The sequence below is a fragment of the Shewanella sp. HL-SH4 genome (assembly GCF_051164845.1).
In the GTDB taxonomy this organism is placed as follows: Bacteria; Pseudomonadota; Gammaproteobacteria; order Enterobacterales; family Shewanellaceae; genus Shewanella; species Shewanella glacialimarina.
Genome location: NZ_CP195037.1, coordinates 1,596,906 through 1,618,205 on the forward strand (window position 1 = coordinate 1,596,906; position 21,300 = coordinate 1,618,205).

Below are 21,300 nucleotides of genomic sequence, written 5' to 3' on the forward strand. Positions count from 1 at the left end.
AAGCGACTTAAGTTAAGACACGCGTAATACTTCACCGCCTAAGCCTTTAAACTTAGCTTCAATGTGCTCATAACCACGATCTAAGTGGTATATGCGATCAACCGTAGTGATCCCTTCTGCCATTAAACCTGCTATGACTAAGCTGGCTGAAGCACGTAAATCAGTTGCCATCACTTGCGCACCGTTTAATGACTCAATACCTTCGATAATACAAGTATTACCTTCAAGTGCGAGCTTAGCGCCCATCCGGCTTAACTCTGGTACATGCATAAAACGATTTTCAAAAATCGTTTCAGTGACTCGTCCAGTGCCTTCTGCTAGTGCATTCAGTACACAAAACTGAGCTTGCATATCTGTCGGGAAGCCAGGGTAAGGCGCGGTTTTAATGTTAACCGCTTTTGGACGTTTGCCTTGCATATCAAGCTCAATCCAATCTTCACCTGTCGTAATGGTAGCACCAGCGTCTTCAAGTTTTGATATTACCGCTTCAAGAGAGCCAGGATCTGCCGCTTCACAGCGAATATGCCCACGAGTAACGGCGGCGGCAACTAAAAATGAGCCAGTTTCGATGCGATCAGGCATCACACGATATTCACAACCTTGTAGACGTTCAACGCCTTCAATAGTTAATGTAGTTGAACCAATACCAGTAATTTTTGCTCCCATTGCAATTAAGCAATGCGCTAAGTCTGACACTTCAGGCTCACGGGCAGCATTTTCAATCACTGTGGTACCGTCAGCTAATGCGGCAGCCATCAGTAAATTCTCAGTCGCGCCAACACTGACCATATCCATAAAGATATGTGCACCTTTGAGACGACCATCTACACGTGCTTTTATATAACCTTCTTTGACTTCGATTTTAGCTCCCATTAGCTCAAGGCCATGAAGGTGTAAATCAACAGGCCTTGCACCAATAGCGCAGCCACCAGGCAAAGACACATCTGCAGTGCCGTAACGGGCAAGCAGTGGACCTAAAATCAAAATAGATGCGCGCATGGTTTTTACCAAATCATATGGCGCACAAAATTCATTTAGGTTAGTGGTAGAAATCCGTACTTTACCTTGGCCTAACTCTTCAACGTCAGCACCTAGACAGCGTAACAACTTACAGCTGGTACTGACATCTCGCAGGCTTGGAACATTCGTTAAAATAAAGTCAGTTTCAGCCAGTACACCTGCCATTAAAATTGGCAATGCCGCATTTTTAGCACCTGAAATAACAACACTGCCAGATAAAGGCTGGCTAGCTTTAATGGTTAATTTATCCACTGGGCTCTCTAATTACATATTGAAAAGTTTTTCACGCTTCCACTGGGTCGGCGTAAATGTCTTAATAGTTAATGCGTGCAGCTCGCCACTGGCAATATTATCTGCTAACGGTCCATATATTGCTTGTTGTTGTTTTACTCGGCTCATGCCATCAAAACATTCACCTACAGCAACAACTTTGAAGTGGCTACCATCAGATGTAGCATGAACTTCTGTTAGTTCTAATGCTTCGGATAGAATTTGCTCAATAACTTTGCAATCCATGAATTTATACCTTTATTGCGATGTTAATCTAACTAAATTAACATCGTGAATGGTGAACTAAATGCCGATCAAATTAACGAGAATTATCAGCAAAAAAAGTGTGTAAATCGTATAGCTCAATCATTTTTTGTAATTGAGCCGCAGGATGCTGCAATATACGCGAAATAGTCCCTAAAGACATATCTTGCTCTGACATTACTAATCCTTTTAGTGCAAGCAGCATAGCAACGCCTGCGCTATCGACATAAGTCAAAGCGGACAAGTCTACCACTTGGGTAGATGCAGTAAACAGTTGATGTCGATTCGGCCACAATTGTATGACCTCATCTTGCGTTAAACGCCCTTGCACTAAGCAAGTATCACCTTGCTGCTCAAACTGAATCACGCCGCTTTATCCTCTTTATCTAGTTTGCGATCAATTTTTTGCTTTGTTTTATCATTCAGCATAGTAATGACCGATTCAATGCCTTGCTGGCGAATTAAATTTGATATTTCAGATTGTTTTGATGCAAGTAAGCTGACGCCTTCTGCGACTAAATCGAATGCTTTCCATGAGTTATCTTTTAAACGACGCGCTTTGAATTGAATTTTAATCGGCGGACGACCTTGCTCAATAATTTGCACGCTCACTTCAACCATTTTCTCTTTACTAAAATTTGACGGCGGTTCAAATGCGACAGTTTGATCAGTATAAGCCGTTAACGCTTGTGCATAAGTGCCAATTAAATAACCTTTAAACGCTTCGACAAACCGTGTTCTTTGATCATCACTGGTTTCACGTAAATATTGGCCCATCACTTTATAGGCGGCATATTTGTAATCGACATAGGGCATAAGTTCATCAGCCACAATAATTTTTAAATGGCTTAAGTCTTGATCGATTATCGCTTTATCTCTTTTAAAGCGATCAAAGGTTTGATTGGCCACTTGTTCGATTAATTTATATGGGTCTTGAGTATTAATTTCTGCCGCCCAGCTTTGAATACTGGTCAACAATATAACAGCGCTAACGATACGCACTAAAAATGCTTGCATAAAACCGCTCCTATTTATCTTTTGACGACATGCTATATAACAATTGACCAATAAGGTCTTCTAAAATCAACGCGCCGCGGGTGTCATCAACTTTGTCACCATCACCCAGCATGTCGATATCATCATCCATAAAACCTGGGGTTAAGCCAATAAACTGCTCACCTAACAAGCCTGATGTTAAAATAGATAGACTACTGGTTTCAGGAAAATGATCATAACGCTTATCCATAGTTAACGTCACTATGGGAACAAGCTTGCGATCATCTAAGGTGATGTCGGCCACTCGGCCAACAACCACACCACCGACCTTTACTGGCGCACGCACTTTTAATCCGCCAATATTATTAAATTCAGCAATGAGGGAATAATTATTATTTTGGGTATCGACTTTGACATTGGCTACATTAAAAACCAATACGCAAAATGCTAACACTCCTGACAATAAAAATAGACCAACAAGTAACTCAATCTTCCGTGTCAACATACGCTTAAACCACTTAAATAGTTAATAAATTAATCTTAATTTCCGAACATTAATGCTGTTAGCAAAAAGTCCAAAGCTAAAACAGCTAAACTGGCCTGCACTACCGTAGAGGTTGTCGCACGACTAATCCCCTCTGGATTAGGCTTCACTTCATAACCTCGATATAATGCAATCCATGTCACCACAATACCGAACACTGTACTTTTAATAAGGCAGTTAACAATATCCTGTCGCCACTCAACTGAAGCCTGTAATATCGACCAAAAAGCACCTGTATCAATGCCTTTCCATTCCACACCAACTAAATGCCCACCAAAAATACCGACTAAACTGAACATCATAGCTAACAGTGGCATACTGATTACGCCGGCCCAAAATCGTGGTGCTATGATTTGCCTGAGCGGATCGATGGCCATCATTTCTAAACTTGATAATTGCTCAGTCGACTTCATCAAGCCAATTTCAGCAGTAAGCGCAGACCCTGCTCGTCCGGCAAATAACAGTGCGGTAACAACAGGTCCAAGTTCACGCAGTAAGCTTAACGCCACCATAGGGCCTAGGCTGTCTTCGGTACCAAAACCGACTAAAATATTATAAGCCTGAAGCGCTAATACCATGCCAATAAATAAGCCTGATACAATAATAATAATCATTGAGCGCACGCCCAATACGTAGATTTGCTTAATCAGTAAGGGTAGGCCTTTTTTAGGGTTGGGGACATGGACTATGGCGCGCCATAACATCACTCCAGCCTTACCAAAACCCCCTACTAACCCAATGGCATAACGACCAATTGCAGCAATCAAATTAATCGGATTCACTCAACAACTCCTGTTGATAATCAACTGCTGGATAATGAAATGGTACCGGACCATCTGGCGCACCATCAATAAACTGTATCAGTTGCGGGTTATCAGATTTTCTCAATTGCTCAGGCGTGCCCTCTGCAATAACTTTTTTATCCGCTATCACGTAAACATAATCGGCAATGCCTAAGACTTCTTTGACGTCGTGGGACACCACCACTGAGGTTAACTTTAATGAATCTGATAATTCTCGAATTAACTTAACTAGCATACCCATTGAAATTGGATCTTGCCCCGCAAAAGGCTCATCATACAACACCATTTCAGGCTCTAAAGCGATAGCTCTGGCGAGCGCTGCACGACGCTGCATTCCGCCCGATAACTCACTAGGCATCATATAAGCTGCGCCACGAAGTCCAACGGCTTGTAATTTCATTAGCACAATCGAACGAATAATCGTTTCTGGTAACCCTGAATGTTCACGTAATGCAAAAGCGACATTATCAAACACATTCATGTCAGTAAACAAAGCACCACTTTGGAATAACATGCTCATACGTTTGCGCACTTGATATAGCTCAGTACGGGATAATTGATGCATATTGAGGCCATCAAATAATACTTCACCTGAATCGGGCGTTAACTGAGCACCAATTAATTTAAGTAAGGTAGTTTTACCAATACCACTAGGGCCCATAATAGCGGTGACTTTCCCTTTTGGGATCGTTAAAGAAATATCATCATAAATGACTTTCTCACCACGACTAAAGCCAAGGTGTTTAATTTCTACAAGCGGATTTTGCAACACGGTTGATGTCTCAGACATAATATTTGAAGAGATAGCTGCCATCCCGGCGCGTAAATGAAGGTTAAATTTTACGTGAATGTTGTTCACCTAACAACCTCATCACGATAAAAATACTCAAACCTTAAATGAAATTAATCTTAAACAAAGATTAATCGACTGATTGATTAGCTTATTTATACTTATTGCAGCTTTCAATTTAGGTCATTTACAGGGAAAATGCTCATGTTCAAATAAATTGAAGGGATGACATGTTAGTTAATATTTTGATGCTTTGCGTTGGGCTAGCAGTACTGGTAATAAGTGCTGACAAATTTGTTTATGGGGCGTCTGCATTTGCCCGTAATCTTGGCTTACCTCCCATGTTAATTGGGCTTACCATAGTCGCCATGGGCAGCTCTGCACCAGAAATGTTTGTTGCGGCAACGGCATCTATGGAAGGCATGAACGATACCGCCATAGGTAACGTACTTGGCTCAAACATTGCCAATATCACTCTTATATTAGGCATTACAGCTTTACTTGGGGCAATCAGCGTTAGCTCTAAAACCTTAAAACGTGAAGTGCCACTCATGCTTGCTGCAACTTTATTAGCGGGATATTTGATCCATGATGGTTTTCTGACACGGGTTGAAGGAATGATTTTAGTCGTGGCTTTCTTGCTTGTTATGGGCGGATTTATTTATCAAGCTTTAAGTAACAAAGATACTGACCCCCTTGATGCCGAAATCGACAGCGAGATCCCTAAAGGCGTCCCTACTTTTAATGCTATCATGTGGATTATTGTCGGCATTGTGTTTTTACCACTCTCAGCTGGTTGGATGGTAGACGGTGCTGTTGGTATTGCAAAAATTTATGGTTTGTCTGATTTAGTCATTGGGCTGACCATCATTGCTGTCGGCACTAGCTTGCCAGAATTAGCGGCGTGTATCGCCGGAGTGTTAAAAAAAGAACACGATTTAGCTATTGGCAATATTGTCGGGTCTAATTTATTTAATATTCTTGCGGTTTTAGCTATTCCAGGGCTAATCTCACCAGGTGAGGTTGATGCGACAGCGGTAAACAGAGATTTTTACATGGTACTGGGCACCAGTGCCGCATTAGCAGTGTTAGTGTTATCCAGCGGTGCAAAGCGACAACTTACGCCTTGGCATGGCGTTTTATTACTATTAACCTTTGTGGCTTACCAATACGTTGTATTCAACGCTTCTTAATGGAGCACAAAGGACTTTACCAAGAGAGACATACATGGCAAACCAAACTCAATTTCGTCAATGGGGCCGTAAAGTCATTGATATTGAAAAAGCAGCACTTGAGCATCTCTACCAATTTGTAGATTCAGATGCGTTCGGGCAGGCATGTGAATTAATCATGCAATGCAAAGGTAAAGTTATTGTAATGGGCATGGGAAAATCTGGCCACATCGGTAATAAGATTTCAGCCACATTTGCCAGTACAGGCACGCCAGCTTTTTTTGTTCATCCAGGAGAAGCCAGTCATGGCGACCTTGGCGCATTAGCTAAAAACGACATTATTTTAGCTATTTCGAACTCAGGTGAATCAAGTGAAATTTTGACATTAATGCCTGTTATTCAACGTATGGGCGTGCCTGTGATTGCAGTTACTGGTAAACCAGACTCTAATATGGCGAAGCTGGCAAAAGTGCATTTATGTATTGAAGTGCTAGAAGAAGCTTGCCCCCTTGGGTTAGCGCCAACATCAAGCACGACGGCGACATTAGTCATGGGAGATGCTTTAGCGGTCGCCCTATTACAAGCAAAAGGTTTTACCCGTGATGATTTTGCCCTCTCACATCCGGGGGGCTCTTTGGGCCGAAAATTATTACTCAAGGTTAATGATGTCATGCACCAAGGCAAAGATCTCCCCTTGGTACAGCAAGATATTTGTATCACTGAAGCCTTGTATGAAATATCAAATAAAGGCTTAGGTATGACCGCGGTTGTTGATGGTAATAATGTTTTAGTCGGTATTTTTACTGATGGTGATTTACGACGTGTTATCGATGCAGAAGTCAATCTTCGCACCACGCCTATTTCACAGGTTATGACCAAAAAATGTGTCACTAGCCCGGCTAACATCTTGGCCGCTCAAGCGTTACAAATAATGGATGAGAAAAGCATTAATGGTTTGATTGTGGTCAATGACGCACACCAGCCTATTGGTGCATTGAATATGCTCGATATGGTCAAAGCAGGAGTAATTTAAACATGACAATAAATACGCACACTCACCAAGGTTTTTATGGCCCTATTAGTGATGATATTTGGCTGCGCGCTCAAAAAATTAAACTGCTTATTTGCGACGTTGACGGTGTTTTTTCTGACGGCCGTATTTACCTTAATAATAGCGGCGAAGAGTCAAAGGCATTCCATACACGAGACGGATATGGCGTTCGCTCCATATTAACCAGTGGCATTAATGTGGCGGTTATTACCGGACGAAAATCTAAAATTGTCGAAAATCGCATGACAGCTTTAGGTATCAAAGATATCTATCAAGGGATAGATGATAAATTTACTCCCTACGAGGAATTAATCAAAAAATATAACGTTACTCCTGAACAAGTAGCTTATATTGGCGATGACATGGTAGATTTACCTGTGATGAAAGTAGTAGGACTTGCTGTCAGCGTGGCCGATGGCCATCCTTACGTGAAACAACATTGCCATATGATAACCACCATTAAAGGTGGTAATGGTGCCTTAAGAGAACTCACTGATTTGTTGTTATTAAGCCAAAATAAATTTGAAAGTGCCCATGGTATGAGCATATGAATCGAACCACACTGGCTATTTGTGCATTTTTTGGCTTAGCCTTGGTATTGTATTGGCAAGTACAAGTCAAACGTAACCAAATGGCGTTAATTAAAGATCCTAGAATTGAGCGACCTGATTTTGTGGCTGACAATCTTCGCACCACAGAATTTAATAAACTCGGGTTTATTGACAGCAAAGTTAGCGCCGAGCATATGGAACATTTCACCAGCACAAATACCACTTCATTTACTGCGCCTGTACTACTTCTTTACCCTGAAAATGGTAAAGCGCAGTGGCAAATAACAGCTAAAAATGCGACCTTAGATCAACATTCAAATGAAGTCAGTTTACATAACGATGTAGTAATTGATGCCATTGATATTGAAGAACCATTACAATCACTTGAAACTCAACAAGTCACCTTTAATTTAAACACTATGATAGGTCGTTCTGAAGAGTCAGTTACCATTAAAGGTAATGGTTTTATTATTCAAGGCTTAGGGCTATTTGCCGATCTCAATGCAGAACAAATTACCTTACTCAGCCAGGTAGAAGGGACATATGAACCACATTAAGTTTTTAACCACATTGCTCGGTAAAAGCAGTGTTATTTGCACTTTAGCGATTAGTGTATTGGCAGGCAACGCCGTAGCTAAAGAAGGCGATTTGAAGCAAGAGCTTAAAATTGCTGCCGTAAGTCAACGAGCAGACGTTAAAAATAATCAAATTATTTTTAACGGCCCAGTAAAAATTACCCAAGGCTCGATCAATATCGAAGCCGATGAACTGCGGGCATTTTCAGCTGAAAACGGCCAGACTAAAACGCTCATTGCGACCGGTAACCCTGCTACATTTTCACAAGAACTTGATGATGGTCGCATAGGTACAGCAAGCGCCAATGAAATTCGTTATGACTTAGCAACAACTGGACTGTTATTAACCGGTAACGCTAAGCTAGATCAAGCAGGCAGTAAAGTGACGGGTAACGTGATCCGTTACAATATCAATGCTCAGGAACTTATCGCTGAAAGTACCGGTAAAGGTGAAGATCGTGTTATTACCATTATTCAACCGGAAAATTTCCAAAATGATGAGTCACCAGCACAAAAATTACCTGAAATCCCGTTAAAAAAGCAAGGTAACCAATGACCCAAATTACCTTAACAGCTGAGAATTTAGCTAAAAGCTATAAAAGTCGTCAAGTGGTTAAAAGTGTCAGCTTAACTGTAAAAACAGGCCAAATTGTCGGACTACTTGGTCCCAATGGCGCAGGTAAAACGACCACGTTTTATATGGTTGTTGGTTTAGTCAAAAGTGACCATGGCCGCATTTTAATTGATGACGATGACTTAACTGCTGACCCAATGCATTTACGTGCGCGAAAAGGTATTGGCTATTTACCACAAGAAGCCAGTATTTTTAGAAAGCTCAGTGTGCAAGATAATATTATGGCCGTGTTGCAAACCCGAAAATCGATGACTTCGGATGAGCGAATTCAGGAATTGGAGCATCTTTTAGAAGAATTCCATATTACCCATATTCGCGATAGCTTAGGCATGTCGCTATCTGGTGGTGAAAGACGACGGGTAGAAATTGCACGCGCTTTAGCAGCCAATCCTAAATTTATATTGTTAGATGAGCCCTTTGCGGGTGTTGACCCTATTTCAGTGATTGATATTAAGAAAATTATTCTTCAACTCAAACACCGTGGCCTAGGCGTATTAATTACTGATCATAATGTCCGTGAAACACTTGATGTATGTGAGCGGGCATATATTGTTAGCCAGGGGAATTTGATTGCCGAAGGCACCCCAACTGAAGTACTCAACAATCAGCAAGTTCGAGCAGTATACTTAGGCGAACAATTCAAGCTATAGTTAATCTAAATAGGACCTGAAGCACTTGCTTGGCAAAATGTTTCTGGCGACTAAGTTAATTGATCGTGTATAGGTAAAGTAAAACCATTTGTTAAAAAATTGCGACTATCACTCACTTTAATCAGTGTAGAAAGCCGAATTCTTCTAGGGATCAGCAGTAATGAAAGCTTCACTCCAACTTAAAATGGGTCAGCACCTCACTATGACCCCACAGCTGCAACAAGCTATACGTTTGCTGCAGTTATCATCTTTGGAGTTACAGCAAGAAATTCAACAAGTATTAGATTCCAATCCTTTGCTTGAAATGGAAGATGAATTTTCAGCACTTAGCAACAAAAATGATAACTCCAAAGACCTATCAGAAACTGACTTCAATGAAGTAAGCGCACCTGTAGTCGAAAAAGACACTTCAAATGTCGACACCGCAGAGTCAATGACTAAAGAGCAAATGTCTGAAGACTTGCCAATGGACACTACCTGGGATGAAGTGTACAGCGCCTCCCCAATGGCAAGCCCTGGTTCGGGTTCTGGCAGCATGCCAAATGATGACATGCCCTTCCAAGGTGAAACATCCGAAGGATTATACGAGCATTTAGAATGGCAAAAAAATCTAACCCCTTTTTCTGAAACAGACCTCGCTATTGCCACTGCCATTATTGATGCCATTGATGACACAGGTTATCTCACCCAAAGTACTGAAGATATTTTAGAAGCTATGGGCGATGATTCTGTCGAATTAGACGAAGTCGAAGCGGTACTAAAACGTATACAACATTTCGACCCTCTGGGTGTCGCCTCACGTAGCTTAAGTGAATGTTTATTGATTCAACTTGTTCAGTTTGCACCAGACACGCCCCATATCGATAATGCCAGAATGTTAATCAAAGATTATTTAGATTTGATTGCTGGACGTGATTTTCGCACACTCATGCGTAAAACTAAGCTAAAAGAAGATGAGCTGCGCGAAGCAATTGAATTAATTCAATCTTTAAATCCACGTCCTGGCACAATGATCACCCCACCGGATGATGAATATGTTATCCCAGACGTGTCAGTGACCAAAAAGAATGGCCGTTGGGTCGTTGAATTGAACCCTGATAACATGCCAAAAATAGGCATTAATCAACAATATGCCGCCATGGCAAAAAGCAGTAAGAGTTCAACAGACACTCAGTTTATTCGAGGTCACTTACAAGAAGCCAAATGGTTTATCAAAAGCTTAGAAAGCCGCAGCGACACCCTGCTTAAAGTATCCAATTGTATTGTGCAATTTCAGCAAGGTTTTTTTGAGTACGGTGCTGAAGCCATGAAGCCTATGGTGTTGAATGACATAGCTGAAGCTGTCGAAATGCATGAGTCCACTATTTCGCGTGTCACCACACAAAAGTATATGCACACACCGCGCGGACTGTTCGAACTTAAGTATTTTTTCTCTAGCCATGTCAGTACTGATGATGGCGGAGAATGTTCGTCTACAGCAATTAGAGCTTTTATTAAAAAGCTGGTTGCTGCTGAAAACCAGAAAAAACCACTAAGCGACAGTAAAATGGCAGATCTTCTGGCAGAACAAGGGATTAATGTTGCACGTCGCACCATAGCGAAATACCGCGAAGCGATGATGATCCCTCCCTCAAACCAACGTAAGAGTTTATAATCTACCTAGGCAATTGGAGGATAAATATGCAAATCACCTTAACGGGTCATCATATTGAAATTACTGAATCACTAAGAGAATATGTCACAAGTAAGTTTACAAAACTTGAACGACATTTCGATCAGATCAATAATGTCCACGTAGTATTAAATGTCGAAAAGCAACAACAGATAGCTGAAGCAAAAGTCAGCTTGAATGGAGCTGAGGTATTTGCGACATCTGAACATGCTGACATGTATCACGCTATAGACGCCCTGATTGATAAACTCGATCGTCAGGTCATTAAACACAAAGAGAAATTAACTAAGCATTAATGATGGAACTTAGTACCATCCTGCAGCCGGAATGCACCTCCTGTGCCACACCGGGCAGTAAGAAAAAGGTACTGGAGCTTATCAGCGATTTAGCTGCAGCCCAGTACCCATCCCTCTCTTCACAAGAGATTTTTGAAAGCCTAGTGGCTAGAGAAAAAATGGGTAGCACAGGAATAGGCTCTGGCATTGCAATCCCGCATGGTCGTTTAACGTCCATCGTTCACCCTATCGCGGTTTTTATAAAGTGCGAAGAAGCGATTTCATTTGATGCTATCGACAAACAACCAGTGGATCTCTTATTTGCATTACTGGTGCCAGCAGACCAGTGTCAGCAACATCTCAGTACCCTATCCTCAATGGCTGAAAAGTTATCGGATAAACATATTCTTAAGCAGTTACGAAAAGCAAGTAACTCAACTGAACTCTATCAGGTTATCACAGCATGAAATTAGTCATTGTATCCGGTCGTTCGGGCTCAGGTAAATCTGTCGCACTTAGGGTACTAGAAGACCTAGGTTACTATTGCGTTGATAACTTACCACTGCCCTTAATTGGACGGCTATTAGAACAGCTTAGAAACACCAATGAACTGGTGGCTATAAGTGTTGATGTTCGAAATATAGAAGAGCAAGGTAAAGTATTACAGCAGCAGCTAGCGTGGTTATCTGAGGATACGGAAGTCATAAGCTTTTTTTTACAGGCAAGTGATGAGGCACTACTAAAACGTTACAGTGAAACCCGACGACTACATCCTTTATCGAAAAAGAATATGTCCCTACAAGATGCGATTCAATTTGAAGGTGAGCTACTAGCGCCTATTTCTGAATACGTAGACCATTTTATCGATACATCTAAGCTAAATATTTATCAACTTAGTGATCAGGTACGTGAAATTTTAATGGGCAGTGTTGATAAAGAGTTAGTGATCAATTTTGAGTCATTTGGTTTTAAATATGGCATGCCCGCCGAAGCCGATTTTATGTTTGATGTACGCTTTTTACCTAACCCACATTGGGAAATAGAATTACGCCCCTTTACTGGATTAGATGAACCGGTACAGGAATTTCTTGGCCAGCAACCGCTGGTAAATAAATTCATTTGGCAAATAGAAAACCTATTTGAAACATGGATGCCCCACTTAGAGCGCAATAACCGCAGCTACCTAACCATAGCTATTGGTTGTACCGGTGGCCAGCATCGTTCAGTTTATATCGCCGACCAGCTTGCTAAACGTTTTTCAAGTGGTAAAAAACATGTTGTTCAAGCAAGGCACCGAGAGCTTATAAATAAGCACAAATAATCGCAATAAAGTTACTTGTCGGAACTTAACTAAATGAGTCTTTTACAGCGCCAAGTCATCATATCAAACAAGCTTGGTTTACACGCACGAGCGGCGACCAAACTGGCTATTCTTGCTAATGCATTCAATGCCAATGTTACCCTGATCCAGGGTGATAAAAAAGGCCAGCGCCGCCAGTGTTTTAGGCTTATTAATGCTTGAAAGTGGCTTAGGTAAAACCATAGATATCATAGCTGAAGGGCCAGATGCACAATCAGCGCTTGATGCTATATGCGATTTAATTAATGACAAGTTCGAAGAAGGTTGTTGATCCTAATCACTTCCCCCAGCGATTGAATCTACGTTTTCATCATGAACCCACCTTTGCTTTAAAATAGCTAACCGTGTTTAATTTAACTTATTGAGTTGCTCGCTTAACCAGAGTTAAGTTGAGGTTAAATTAATGCAGTTAGGATAATTTAAATCTCCCTCCGAATTAGTGCAATTGCACCATTATATTGCATACCCTACGACCACCACAGAAACCATAAAATCATAAAACATTGAAAAAAAATAAAAAATAAATAAAAAAATAGTTGGCACGCTCTTTTCATATAGTAATTAGTACCTACAAAGTGGTACTAGATTTAAAGCTAGCAAGACTTATTGGAGAGAGCACTATGCGAAATACACAATTAACCTTAAATACGATTAATACTGTTTTTGGACATACTCTTAAATTGGCTAGCCCAATTTTTACAAAAATTCAGCAACACTACACATTTTTTGCCAATGTTGGTTTTAGTCAATGGGAAGTTGAAAAACGATAAATATCGGCATTCAAAAAAGTGGACTTTGATTATGAAAAAATACCTAAGCAATCGTTATCCAGACACACTAATCAATCAAGTGGTTAATCAAGTCACTCACCATAATCGCTTGTTATCAGAAGTAGCCAAGGAATATGGCGTTTCATCTAGAGTGGTATACCAATGGGTAAAATCAACGACTGAACCCGTTGAGGTTAAAAAAGATCTAATCACAGAACAAATAGCCTCTTTACAAAGGCAAATCCAAAGCTTAAATAAACAATTGCAAATGATTGCATAAACCAGTTTCGGCAAGGGTGTTTGGATATATTCAATTATTCCCCAGTAATTGGATATATCAATACAAACAACAACCACGCATAATAATATGGCGCTAGAAGCCTAATAGTGACGCACTAACGCCCTTGCCACTTTATCCGCACGACAATCCACAAGAGAACCCACAAGACAATAATTAGGCTAAGCCTCATTTAGCCCCTTAATAGTGAGTAATATTTTTACCGTTAACGCCAGCATTAAGATAATAAGGATTAGTCAAATTCAGATTATAACTACGACTTTTTACTTACTTCTATAATAATTAACAGTTTTTTACTCAACAATTTAGCGAACATGTCTTTTAGCCACTACACTTACCATTATTAACTAAAATCAATTATGTATGAAATTTCAACTCCCAGTATTTATGTTGCTTGTTGCACTATTATTCGCATGTCAGCCCGATCCAACGGTTACCCCACAAAACAATACGGTTAATGTTATCAAGATTGCAGTGTCTAATACTCCCTTATCGGCGCCTTTATTTATTGCACATAAAAAGGGTTTTTTTAAGCAGCATGGCTTAAATGTTGAATTAATAGGACACGAAGGTGGGGTAAAATGTTTTGAAGCACTTATCACTGAACAAGTCGATTTTGCCACCGCCTCAGAAACTGTAGCTATGTTTAATAGCTTCTATCGTAGCGACTTTGCTATTTTAACCAGTTTTGTAGAGTCTGATAATGATATTAAATTAATCAGCTTATCCGCGAAAAAGTATCAAAATCTAGCGAGTATTAAAAATGCCAAAATAGGTATCATCAAAGGTAGTGCCAGTGAATTCTTTTTTGATAGCCTGCTGATACTTCATCATCAGCAAGACTTGCCTTTAGAAAGAGTCTACCTGAAACCTAATGAGCTATTAGCTGCGCTAGAAAACGGTGAGGTAGATGCTATTTCTGCCTGGGAGCCATTGGGTTATCAAATATTACAAAAGAGTCAAAGCGCTAATCAGGTTATGAGTACCAAAGGGCTGTATAACCTATCGTTTAACCTGCTCGGGTTAAAGCAAAATCAAGTTAGTCTGAAAGATCGTCAAAGTTTACTTAAAGCGCTCAGTGATGCAATTGACTTTATTAGCGAGAACCCTACTGAATCGCAACTCATTGTCAGTCAAACATTAGACATGGATTTGCAACAACTGCGTTATTTATGGAAGGATTACTCTTTTCGAGTATCATTAAGTAATGCGTTAGTTTCAAACATACAGTCACAAGCCCAATGGGCAATTGACAATAGATTAGTCCTTAAAGATAATCGAATTGATGTCAGGATGATTATTGATAAACAGCTATTTGAATCCGCTATCAGTCAGCATCAGGATGAGCATTAATGACACTTGCGACACGACTAAAATTAACCGCTATTTTGTGTGCATTGTTAACGCTTGCAGTTGGTGAGGCTTTATTTCGAGCACACAACTACCAGCAGAAAATCTATCAACAACTTAACCATTCAATGCAAATTCAACTCAGCATTGACAGCCTTCGAAGCCAATTATGGCTTTATGAAGAATACGCTGACAAACTCAGTTTAACAGAGCTTAATGCCAGACAAGCTAGCTTAGCATTTGAGCTATCACAAAACATGCAGTGGAATACTAAGCAACAGCAAGTATTAGATAACCTAAATCGCCTTAACACCAATGTTAGAGTGCTATTTAATACTCAGCAAATCTCAAAAAATGGCGAGACACCTGCAAAAAGAACCTCCACCTCAGTGCGGTTACTTAAAGTAAAATACAGTATGAATATTGAAAGAATGACAGAGGATATGTATCGTCTGCATCAACTGACTATTTCACAGGCAAAACAAACCCAACAATCTTTACTCATATCTATTTCTTTGGTCGTATTACTACTCTCTGCCATAGCAACCCTTTGGTCATCTATCACGTTGATTAGATTTAAACGCGGCATGAAAGCGCTTAATGACGGCATGCGAAAATTAGCTGCCGGTGACTTAGAAAGCCGTATTGCCTACACAATGAAAGATGAGTTTTCCGAAATGAGCGACAATTTCAACCATATGAAGTCCTCATTACAGAACATCACAGTCAAAAAAGATCAGCTCACACAAGAGGTTGCCAGGCAAACCGCAAAGCTAACCGCACAGCAAGCCAAACTGACTTATTTAGCTGAACACGATGAACTTACCTCGATTTACAACCGCAGGGCCTTCATAAAACAAATCGATATCGCCATTGCTAGAGGCATAAGAAGAGATGACAAGGCTGCATTATTGTTTATTGACCTCGATAGATTCAAAATTATTAATGATACTTTAGGCCATCAAATGGGGGATGAAGTATTAATAACCATAGCTCAACGACTCACGTCTCACCTTCGTAGCAGCGACTTTGTGGGCAGGTTGGGTGGCGATGAATTTGTTGTATGGTTAGATTATATTGATGATGTGCATGATATTATTGCAAAAGTTAATCAGATAATCATGCTGATAGAACAGCCTATAATAGCCAATGGTGAAACACTCAGTGTGGGGGCAAGCATTGGTATAAGTCAGTTTCCATTACATGGTAATAGTAGTGGTAGCCTTGTTACCGCCGCAGATACAGCCATGTATCTGGCAAAACAAAATACTCATAACCACTACTGCTTATTTCAAAATATCAATTAAACCCGTTAGTCAGATGACATTAACAACCTATTTTGGCCGTACCTTTCATCATTTGTATCCCTTTACTCTACTTTGACATAAGTTTCTGTAGACCAGTCATAGACATACCTGACCCCTTGCCACTCGTATAATGTTTTACCCTCGACCTGAATCACTCTAGCATTTTCAGGTAAGGTTTTTATGCCACGGTCATATTGGATAGATGTGGTTGTTCTTTCTGGCGGAGTAACCACAACAGGTTCGACTCTGACCTCAGGTCTAGGATATTCGCTGTATCGATTATAGTCATTTCGATCATAATCATTTCGATTATAACCATAGTTTGCACGTCTGTTATTATACCAAGGGTCACGCCATCCCCAATCATTTCCCCATCGATAACCAGAACTCCAGCCAATGCCAATATTTGGCCCCCAGTGATTATTCCAGCCAGCCCCCCAACGCCAAGGGTTTTGGTAACCATATTGATTACTTTGTCGATAGTTGTGTCGATGGTTTGATTGGTACTCCTGTCGATGGCCCTGCTGATAACCTTGGCTAATGCTTTGCTGCTGAGCAATAGATGAGTCAGTACCTTGATTGAGCAGATCGAACCTTAGTGGCTCTTGTGCTAGAACGAAATGGCTACTGCTAATAAAAATCGCAAACAGCAGCGTCTTTACAATATTGATTTTCATGATTATTTACCTTTACATCCTACTACATATATAAATAGCTTTGCCAATGTCAAACCACTTAACACCAGTTTACACCTAAGTATATTAATCACACATAAATAACGCTTATCTAGCATGCCGATAGGGATCAAATGGCTTAACCTCAAATTATAAAAATGCTATAGTGCGCGCCACATCGAATTGCATATATAGGCGGTAGGTATGAGTTTCAAGGATTTACGCAGCTTCATTAATCATCTTGAAGCCAATGGTGAGCTCAAACGCATTAGTCATCCAGTTGACCCTCACCTTGAAATGACTGAAATAGCCGATAGAGTATTACGCTCCGGTGGCCCAGCCTTGTTGTTTGAAAACCCAGTTAATAATTCTATGCCTGTTTTAGTCAATTTATTTGGCACACCTAAACGTGTTGCTATGGCCCTAGGTAAAGAAGATCCGCTAGCGCTGCGGGAAGTTGGTGAACTATTGGCATTTTTAAAAGAGCCAGAACCACCAACGGGTTTTAAAGACGCCATTTCAAAGATCCCAATGTTTAAACAAGCGTTAAACATGCCGCCTAAAACAGTGCGTAATCCACCTTGCCAAGAAGTCATAAAAACCGGTGACGAGGTTGATTTAACCTCTCTACCCATTCAACATTGTTGGCCGGGAGACGTTGCACCTCTGGTTACCTGGGGATTAACTATTACCAAAGGTCCACGTCAAAAACGCCAAAACTTAGGTATTTATCGTCAGCAGCTTTTGGGTAAAAACAAACTCATTATGCGCTGGCTAGATCATCGCGGTGGTGCATTAGATTTTAAAGATTTTAAACAAAAACACCCGGGAGAAAACTATCCAGTGGTCGTTGCACTGGGTAGCGATCCAGTCACTATTTTAGGTGCGGTAACACCAGTACCAGATTCTATGAGCGAATATGCCTTTGCGGGGCTTTTACGTGGCGAACGTACTGAAATATGTAAAGCAATCAGTTGTGATTTAGAAGTGCCCGCTACCAGCGAAATCATCCTAGAAGGCTATATAGCCCCCGATGAAGTTGCCGAAGAGGGCCCCTATGGCGACCATACCGGTTACTATAATGAAACCGATGCCTTCCCAGTCTTTACGGTAACGCATATTACTCACCGTAAAGATGCTATTTATCACAGCACCTATACTGGCCGCCCACCTGATGAGCCTGCCATGTTAGGCGTAGCACTCAATGAAGTCTTTGTGCCCATATTACGCAAACAATATCCAGAAATTATCGACTTCTATTTGCCGCCAGAAGGCTGCTCATATCGCATGGCGATTATCTCTATTCGTAAGCAATACCCTGGCCACGCTAAGCGAGTCATGATGGGTGCTTGGTCATTCCTACGTCAGTTCATGTACACCAAATTTATTGTGGTAGTCGATGACGATGTAAACTGTCGCGACTGGCAAGATGTCATCTGGGCAATCACAACGCGTATGGACCCTACACGTGATACCGTACTGATAGACAATACCCCAATTGATTACCTAGACTTTGCCTCGCCAATCGCTGGTTTAGGCTCAAAAATGGGCTTAGATGCTACCAATAAATGGCCTGGTGAAACCAATCGCGAATGGGGTACGCCGATAGTAATGGATAAGGCTGTTAAAGAGAAAGTTGATCAAATGTGGGAACAACTGGGTATTGATGGTCAAGCTACACTATAGAGTATGTTAATCTGTCGAAATACACTTTGATGATGAAAAAGTAACATCTCAGTAAGACGTGAGTTAAGAGTAACTAAACGCTATAATTTAGCAAATGATAAACCACCTTCAAAAGAAAGGGCTTAAAGGACGTTAGATGAAAACCATTCGTTGTCAGATTAAAAAAATCACCCCGTTTAATGACGCTGTATTCCAGGTCGTTCTTAAACCTGACACTGCTTTTGATTTTAAAGCGGGTCAGTATCTAAGTATTGTTATGGGTGAAAAAGACAAACGTCCTTTTTCTATTGCATCAGCACCCAATGCCGATGAAATTGAATTACATATCGGTGCTGCGGTAAGTGAAAGCTATCCAATGCAGGTGGTAGAGCGCTTAAAAAACGCTACTCACATTGATATTGAAGCCCCCGCTGGTGATGCCTATTTTCGCGAGGACAGTATCCGTCCGCGTATTTTGATTGCAGGCGGCACAGGTTTTTCATATATCAAAAGTATCATTGAGCACCAAATTGCTATCGGCGAAAAAGTACATACTCATTTTTATTGGGGATGTCGCACCGAAGATGCTATGTATTATCAAGCTATCGCACGTCAATGGCACCAAGCCCATGAGTGGCTAGAGTTTATACCTGTTATTGAACAGGCCGATGCAAATTGGACAGGCAAACAAGCCAATTTACTGGAACAAATTAAGCAAGATTTTATCAGCCTTAATGGATATGACGTCTATATTGCTGGACGATTCGATATGGTAGGCGCTGCGCGTGAAGTATTTAGAGCCCAAGGTATCGAAGAAGCCCATCTTTATGGTGATGCTTTTGCATTCATAAAGTAGTTATTGATATATTTAAAGCTTCTTTAAAACCGACTCTCTGAGTCGGTTTTTTTATTGATAATGCTAACTCAATACCTCTTTAGTAAGATCTAACGTGAAAGTTATCCCTTCATCATCTAATATTGGTAATAACAAACAATTAAAGCCTACGCTGTGCGTATGTTAAACATTATGGAAGTATCTGATGCGAAACAAGCCCATTATTAATAAGGAAGTTGAACTAAAAGCGGGCGACGAGTTGGTGTCAATAACCGATACTCGCGGTATTATTACCTATGCAAACCCCATTTTCATTCGAATATCGGGTTACAGTGAGCAGGAGCTTGTTAGCCATAACCATAACCTAGTACGTCACCCCGACATGCCAGCAGAGGCATTTAAAGAGCTTTGGGATAAATTAAAAGCGGGTGAATCTTGGCGTGGTATCGTTAAAAATCGTTGTAAGGATGGCAGTTATTATTGGGTTGATGCTTTTATATCCCCTCTATTTGAAAATGGTAAAGTAATCGGTTATCAATCTGTTCGGATAAAAGCAAAGCCTGAATATATTGCTAGGGCCACTAGCTTATACGCCAAAATCAAACAGGGTAAAAAGCTTTCTTCACCCATGAGTTTCAGCCATAAAAAAACGGTCGCTGCTATAATAATCATGACAGCTGTTATCGCAATGGCAGTGATGTTCAGTATTGGCACCGCACTCTTCACCCTTGCGTTATCCATTTTAATGGCCGTTCTTTTCAAGGAGGAGCTGTTCACTATTCCCGCTAAAATACAGCAGTTACAGCAAAAATATGACTCTGTAAGTCGTTTGGTATTTTGTGGTAACGGCAACAGCACTGTATTAGATTTTCAGCTGATCCTTAATCAGGCAAAAATGCAGGGAGTACTTGGGCGTGCGCAGGACCAAGGTAATAACCTTGATCAAATAGCCAATGAACTTGTTGCCTCATCTAAGCAAGCTAATCGCAGTATTGAGCAACAACAGAATCAGATTAATCATATCGCTACCGCGATAGAAACAATGAACAACACGGTGTCAGATATGGCACAACACGCCTTATCGACATCACACCATGCAGAAGAAGCCCAACTGGTCTGTGTTGAAAATCGTCAAACCATGCAAAACAATAAGAAACAAATTGAACTGCTAAGTCATTCAGTGACCACAGCGGCTGAAAATTCGCATTTACTAACCAAAGAAGCGGAAAATGTGTCTAATGCGATGCTTGAAATTAATGGTATTGCTGAGCAAACAAATTTACTGGCGCTAAATGCCGCCATTGAAGCAGCCAGAGCTGGTGAACAAGGCCGAGGTTTTGCCGTCGTTGCTGATGAGGTTCGCGCCTTATCCAGCCGAACGCAGCTCTCCACCGATACTATCTCTAAAAGTATTCAGTCAATGCACACCATGCTACATGACTGGTCTGTTCAAATGCAAAACAGTAAGCAACAAGCCGAAGTTTGTGCAAATGAAATGGGTCAAGTGACTGAAAAATTTGATCAAGTGTATCAACGCATGAGTGAAATAAATCAGTTTACCCAGCAAAGTGCGGTGGCAACCGAGCAACAAAAAAATGTAACCGTTGAAATGACCCATAATATTCATCAAATAAGTCAGCTTAGCCAAAGTAATGTTGATAATTTAAATGTGATAGGATCGGCGGCAATAAACATTCAGCATCATGCTGAAAAGGCCAAAGGCTTACGTAATACATTTGGGTAACGTTATTAAAGCTAACATAGTTACCTTATC

General features: G+C 40.8%; 25 protein-coding genes and 1 pseudogene. 18 read left to right on the plus strand and 8 right to left on the minus strand.

Annotated features, from left to right (window positions below):
• Positions 1-12: 12 nt before the first annotated feature.
• The 7 genes from murA to mlaF all read right to left on the minus strand — a co-directional run bounded on the left by murA (position 13) and on the right by mlaF (position 4,687).
• Complete coding sequence (gene murA, locus ACRWQL_RS07895) at positions 13-1,272, minus strand: UDP-N-acetylglucosamine 1-carboxyvinyltransferase (RefSeq protein WP_434928144.1); 1,260 nt, start codon at positions 1,270-1,272, stop codon at positions 13-15.
• Between the two features lie 12 nt (positions 1,273-1,284).
• Positions 1,285-1,536 (minus strand): BolA family protein, encoded by a 252-nt coding sequence (locus ACRWQL_RS07900; RefSeq protein WP_434928143.1) that lies wholly within the window; start codon positions 1,534-1,536, stop codon positions 1,285-1,287.
• A gap of 73 nt (positions 1,537-1,609) precedes the next feature.
• Positions 1,610-1,921 (minus strand): STAS domain-containing protein, encoded by a 312-nt coding sequence (locus ACRWQL_RS07905; protein ID WP_434952997.1) that lies wholly within the window; start codon positions 1,919-1,921, stop codon positions 1,610-1,612.
• Positions 1,918-2,571 (minus strand): MlaC/ttg2D family ABC transporter substrate-binding protein, encoded by a 654-nt coding sequence (locus ACRWQL_RS07910; protein WP_434928139.1) that lies wholly within the window; start codon positions 2,569-2,571, stop codon positions 1,918-1,920. Before ACRWQL_RS07910 ends, ACRWQL_RS07905 begins: the two co-directional genes overlap by 4 nt.
• A gap of 10 nt (positions 2,572-2,581) precedes the next feature.
• Entirely contained in the window at positions 2,582-3,055 is a 474-nt protein-coding gene (gene mlaD / locus ACRWQL_RS07915) for an outer membrane lipid asymmetry maintenance protein MlaD (RefSeq protein WP_434928138.1), read from the minus strand.
• Positions 3,056-3,090: 35 nt separating this feature from the next.
• Positions 3,091-3,876, minus strand: a complete 786-nt coding sequence (mlaE, locus tag ACRWQL_RS07920) for a lipid asymmetry maintenance ABC transporter permease subunit MlaE (RefSeq protein ID WP_434928136.1) — start codon at positions 3,874-3,876, stop codon at positions 3,091-3,093.
• Positions 3,863-4,687, minus strand: a complete 825-nt coding sequence (gene mlaF / locus ACRWQL_RS07925; RefSeq protein WP_226416042.1) for a phospholipid ABC transporter ATP-binding protein MlaF — start codon at positions 4,685-4,687, stop codon at positions 3,863-3,865. Before mlaF ends, mlaE begins: the two co-directional genes overlap by 14 nt.
• A gap of 230 nt (positions 4,688-4,917) precedes the next feature.
• Here mlaF and ACRWQL_RS07930 point away from each other — a divergent pair, with 230 nt between their 5' ends.
• The 15 genes and pseudogenes from ACRWQL_RS07930 to ACRWQL_RS08000 all read left to right on the plus strand — a co-directional run bounded on the left by ACRWQL_RS07930 (position 4,918) and on the right by ACRWQL_RS08000 (position 16,352).
• Positions 4,918-5,880 carry a calcium/sodium antiporter gene (locus ACRWQL_RS07930; RefSeq protein WP_434952998.1) on the plus strand — a complete coding sequence of 321 codons (963 nt, stop codon included), beginning with the start codon at positions 4,918-4,920 and terminating at the stop codon, positions 5,878-5,880.
• A gap of 34 nt (positions 5,881-5,914) precedes the next feature.
• Positions 5,915-6,892 carry a KpsF/GutQ family sugar-phosphate isomerase gene (locus ACRWQL_RS07935; RefSeq protein ID WP_434928132.1) on the plus strand — a complete coding sequence of 326 codons (978 nt, stop codon included), beginning with the start codon at positions 5,915-5,917 and terminating at the stop codon, positions 6,890-6,892.
• A gap of 2 nt (positions 6,893-6,894) precedes the next feature.
• On the plus strand, positions 6,895-7,461 hold the full coding sequence (gene kdsC, locus ACRWQL_RS07940) for a 3-deoxy-manno-octulosonate-8-phosphatase KdsC (protein ID WP_434953001.1): 567 nt from the start codon (positions 6,895-6,897) through the stop codon (positions 7,459-7,461).
• Positions 7,458-8,018 (plus strand): LPS export ABC transporter periplasmic protein LptC, encoded by a 561-nt coding sequence (lptC, locus tag ACRWQL_RS07945; protein ID WP_434928129.1) that lies wholly within the window; start codon positions 7,458-7,460, stop codon positions 8,016-8,018. Before kdsC ends, lptC begins: the two co-directional genes overlap by 4 nt.
• Positions 8,005-8,592, plus strand: coding sequence for a lipopolysaccharide transport periplasmic protein LptA (lptA, locus tag ACRWQL_RS07950; RefSeq protein WP_434928128.1), 588 nt, complete (start codon positions 8,005-8,007; stop codon positions 8,590-8,592). Before lptC ends, lptA begins: the two co-directional genes overlap by 14 nt.
• A complete protein-coding gene (lptB, locus tag ACRWQL_RS07955) occupies positions 8,589-9,320 on the plus strand; it encodes an LPS export ABC transporter ATP-binding protein (RefSeq protein ID WP_434953003.1) in 732 nt (243 codons plus the stop codon). Before lptA ends, lptB begins: the two co-directional genes overlap by 4 nt.
• Before the next feature lie 160 nt (positions 9,321-9,480).
• The gene (locus ACRWQL_RS07960) at positions 9,481-10,974 is read left to right on the plus strand and encodes an RNA polymerase factor sigma-54 (RefSeq protein ID WP_434928126.1); all 1,494 of its coding nucleotides are present in this window, start codon (positions 9,481-9,483) and stop codon (positions 10,972-10,974) included.
• Positions 10,975-11,000: 26 nt separating this feature from the next.
• The gene (hpf, locus tag ACRWQL_RS07965; RefSeq protein ID WP_226411418.1) at positions 11,001-11,288 is read left to right on the plus strand and encodes a ribosome hibernation promoting factor; all 288 of its coding nucleotides are present in this window, start codon (positions 11,001-11,003) and stop codon (positions 11,286-11,288) included.
• A gap of 2 nt (positions 11,289-11,290) precedes the next feature.
• Positions 11,291-11,734, plus strand: coding sequence for a PTS IIA-like nitrogen regulatory protein PtsN (gene ptsN / locus ACRWQL_RS07970; RefSeq protein WP_434953004.1), 444 nt, complete (start codon positions 11,291-11,293; stop codon positions 11,732-11,734).
• Positions 11,731-12,588, plus strand: coding sequence for an RNase adapter RapZ (gene rapZ / locus ACRWQL_RS07975; protein ID WP_434928123.1), 858 nt, complete (start codon positions 11,731-11,733; stop codon positions 12,586-12,588). Before ptsN ends, rapZ begins: the two co-directional genes overlap by 4 nt.
• Positions 12,589-12,621: 33 nt before the next feature.
• A pseudogene (locus tag ACRWQL_RS07980) lies at positions 12,622-12,898 on the plus strand (HPr family phosphocarrier protein).
• 349 nt (positions 12,899-13,247) lie between these two features.
• Positions 13,248-13,397, plus strand: a complete 150-nt coding sequence (locus tag ACRWQL_RS07985; protein ID WP_226411426.1) for a hypothetical protein — start codon at positions 13,248-13,250, stop codon at positions 13,395-13,397.
• 31 nt (positions 13,398-13,428) lie between these two features.
• On the plus strand, positions 13,429-13,677 hold the full coding sequence (locus ACRWQL_RS07990; protein ID WP_434953006.1) for a transposase: 249 nt from the start codon (positions 13,429-13,431) through the stop codon (positions 13,675-13,677).
• A 381-nt stretch (positions 13,678-14,058) separates the two neighbouring features.
• Entirely contained in the window at positions 14,059-15,048 is a 990-nt protein-coding gene (locus ACRWQL_RS07995; RefSeq protein ID WP_434953007.1) for an ABC transporter substrate-binding protein, read from the plus strand.
• A complete protein-coding gene (locus ACRWQL_RS08000) occupies positions 15,048-16,352 on the plus strand; it encodes a diguanylate cyclase domain-containing protein (RefSeq protein WP_434953009.1) in 1,305 nt (434 codons plus the stop codon). The genes ACRWQL_RS07995 and ACRWQL_RS08000 overlap by 1 nt, the downstream gene beginning before the upstream one ends.
• Positions 16,353-16,414: 62 nt before the next feature.
• On the opposite strand, the gene ACRWQL_RS08005 is transcribed toward ACRWQL_RS08000, so the two are convergent.
• On the minus strand, positions 16,415-17,029 hold the full coding sequence (locus ACRWQL_RS08005) for a hypothetical protein (protein WP_434953010.1): 615 nt from the start codon (positions 17,027-17,029) through the stop codon (positions 16,415-16,417).
• A 201-nt stretch (positions 17,030-17,230) separates the two neighbouring features.
• On the opposite strand from ACRWQL_RS08005, the gene ubiD reads away from it, so the two are divergent.
• The 3 genes from ubiD (at position 17,231) to ACRWQL_RS08020 (ending at position 21,270) form a co-directional block, all read left to right on the plus strand.
• Positions 17,231-18,712, plus strand: coding sequence for a 4-hydroxy-3-polyprenylbenzoate decarboxylase (gene ubiD, locus ACRWQL_RS08010; RefSeq protein ID WP_226411436.1), 1,482 nt, complete (start codon positions 17,231-17,233; stop codon positions 18,710-18,712).
• Positions 18,713-18,848: 136 nt separating this feature from the next.
• The gene (gene fre, locus ACRWQL_RS08015) at positions 18,849-19,547 is read left to right on the plus strand and encodes an NAD(P)H-flavin reductase (protein ID WP_226411438.1); all 699 of its coding nucleotides are present in this window, start codon (positions 18,849-18,851) and stop codon (positions 19,545-19,547) included.
• Between the two features lie 184 nt (positions 19,548-19,731).
• Positions 19,732-21,270: a methyl-accepting chemotaxis protein gene (locus ACRWQL_RS08020; RefSeq protein WP_434953011.1), complete on the plus strand. Its 1,539-nt coding sequence runs from the start codon at positions 19,732-19,734 to the stop codon at positions 21,268-21,270.
• The last annotated feature ends 30 nt before the right edge of the window (positions 21,271-21,300 follow it).

Bases quoted from the DNA above. Each gene is read 5' to 3' on its own strand.
- ACRWQL_RS07900 (WP_434928143.1), bottom strand. From the start codon at position 1,536: ATGGATTGCAAAGTTATTGAGCAAATTCTATCCGAAGCATTAGAACTA.
- hpf (WP_226411418.1), top strand. From the start codon at position 11,001: ATGCAAATCACCTTAACGGGTCATCATATTGAAATTACTGAATCACTA.
- ACRWQL_RS08020 (WP_434953011.1), top strand. From the start codon at position 19,732: ATGCGAAACAAGCCCATTATTAATAAGGAAGTTGAACTAAAAGCGGGC.
- ptsN (WP_434953004.1), top strand. From the start codon at position 11,291: ATGGAACTTAGTACCATCCTGCAGCCGGAATGCACCTCCTGTGCCACA.
- fre (WP_226411438.1), top strand. From the start codon at position 18,849: ATGAAAACCATTCGTTGTCAGATTAAAAAAATCACCCCGTTTAATGAC.
- ACRWQL_RS07960 (WP_434928126.1), top strand. From the start codon at position 9,481: ATGAAAGCTTCACTCCAACTTAAAATGGGTCAGCACCTCACTATGACC.
- ACRWQL_RS07990 (WP_434953006.1), top strand. From the start codon at position 13,429: ATGAAAAAATACCTAAGCAATCGTTATCCAGACACACTAATCAATCAA.
- mlaF (WP_226416042.1), bottom strand. From the start codon at position 4,687: ATGTCTGAGACATCAACCGTGTTGCAAAATCCGCTTGTAGAAATTAAA.
- rapZ (WP_434928123.1), top strand. From the start codon at position 11,731: ATGAAATTAGTCATTGTATCCGGTCGTTCGGGCTCAGGTAAATCTGTC.
- ACRWQL_RS08005 (WP_434953010.1), bottom strand. From the start codon at position 17,029: ATGAAAATCAATATTGTAAAGACGCTGCTGTTTGCGATTTTTATTAGC.
- mlaD (WP_434928138.1), bottom strand. From the start codon at position 3,055: ATGTTGACACGGAAGATTGAGTTACTTGTTGGTCTATTTTTATTGTCA.
- ACRWQL_RS08000 (WP_434953009.1), top strand. From the start codon at position 15,048: ATGACACTTGCGACACGACTAAAATTAACCGCTATTTTGTGTGCATTG.
- lptB (WP_434953003.1), top strand. From the start codon at position 8,589: ATGACCCAAATTACCTTAACAGCTGAGAATTTAGCTAAAAGCTATAAA.
- ACRWQL_RS07995 (WP_434953007.1), top strand. From the start codon at position 14,059: ATGAAATTTCAACTCCCAGTATTTATGTTGCTTGTTGCACTATTATTC.
- lptC (WP_434928129.1), top strand. From the start codon at position 7,458: ATGAATCGAACCACACTGGCTATTTGTGCATTTTTTGGCTTAGCCTTG.
- kdsC (WP_434953001.1), top strand. From the start codon at position 6,895: ATGACAATAAATACGCACACTCACCAAGGTTTTTATGGCCCTATTAGT.
- ACRWQL_RS07910 (WP_434928139.1), bottom strand. From the start codon at position 2,571: ATGCAAGCATTTTTAGTGCGTATCGTTAGCGCTGTTATATTGTTGACC.
- ubiD (WP_226411436.1), top strand. From the start codon at position 17,231: ATGAGTTTCAAGGATTTACGCAGCTTCATTAATCATCTTGAAGCCAAT.
- ACRWQL_RS07935 (WP_434928132.1), top strand. From the start codon at position 5,915: ATGGCAAACCAAACTCAATTTCGTCAATGGGGCCGTAAAGTCATTGAT.
- ACRWQL_RS07985 (WP_226411426.1), top strand. From the start codon at position 13,248: ATGCGAAATACACAATTAACCTTAAATACGATTAATACTGTTTTTGGA.
- ACRWQL_RS07930 (WP_434952998.1), top strand. From the start codon at position 4,918: ATGTTAGTTAATATTTTGATGCTTTGCGTTGGGCTAGCAGTACTGGTA.
- lptA (WP_434928128.1), top strand. From the start codon at position 8,005: ATGAACCACATTAAGTTTTTAACCACATTGCTCGGTAAAAGCAGTGTT.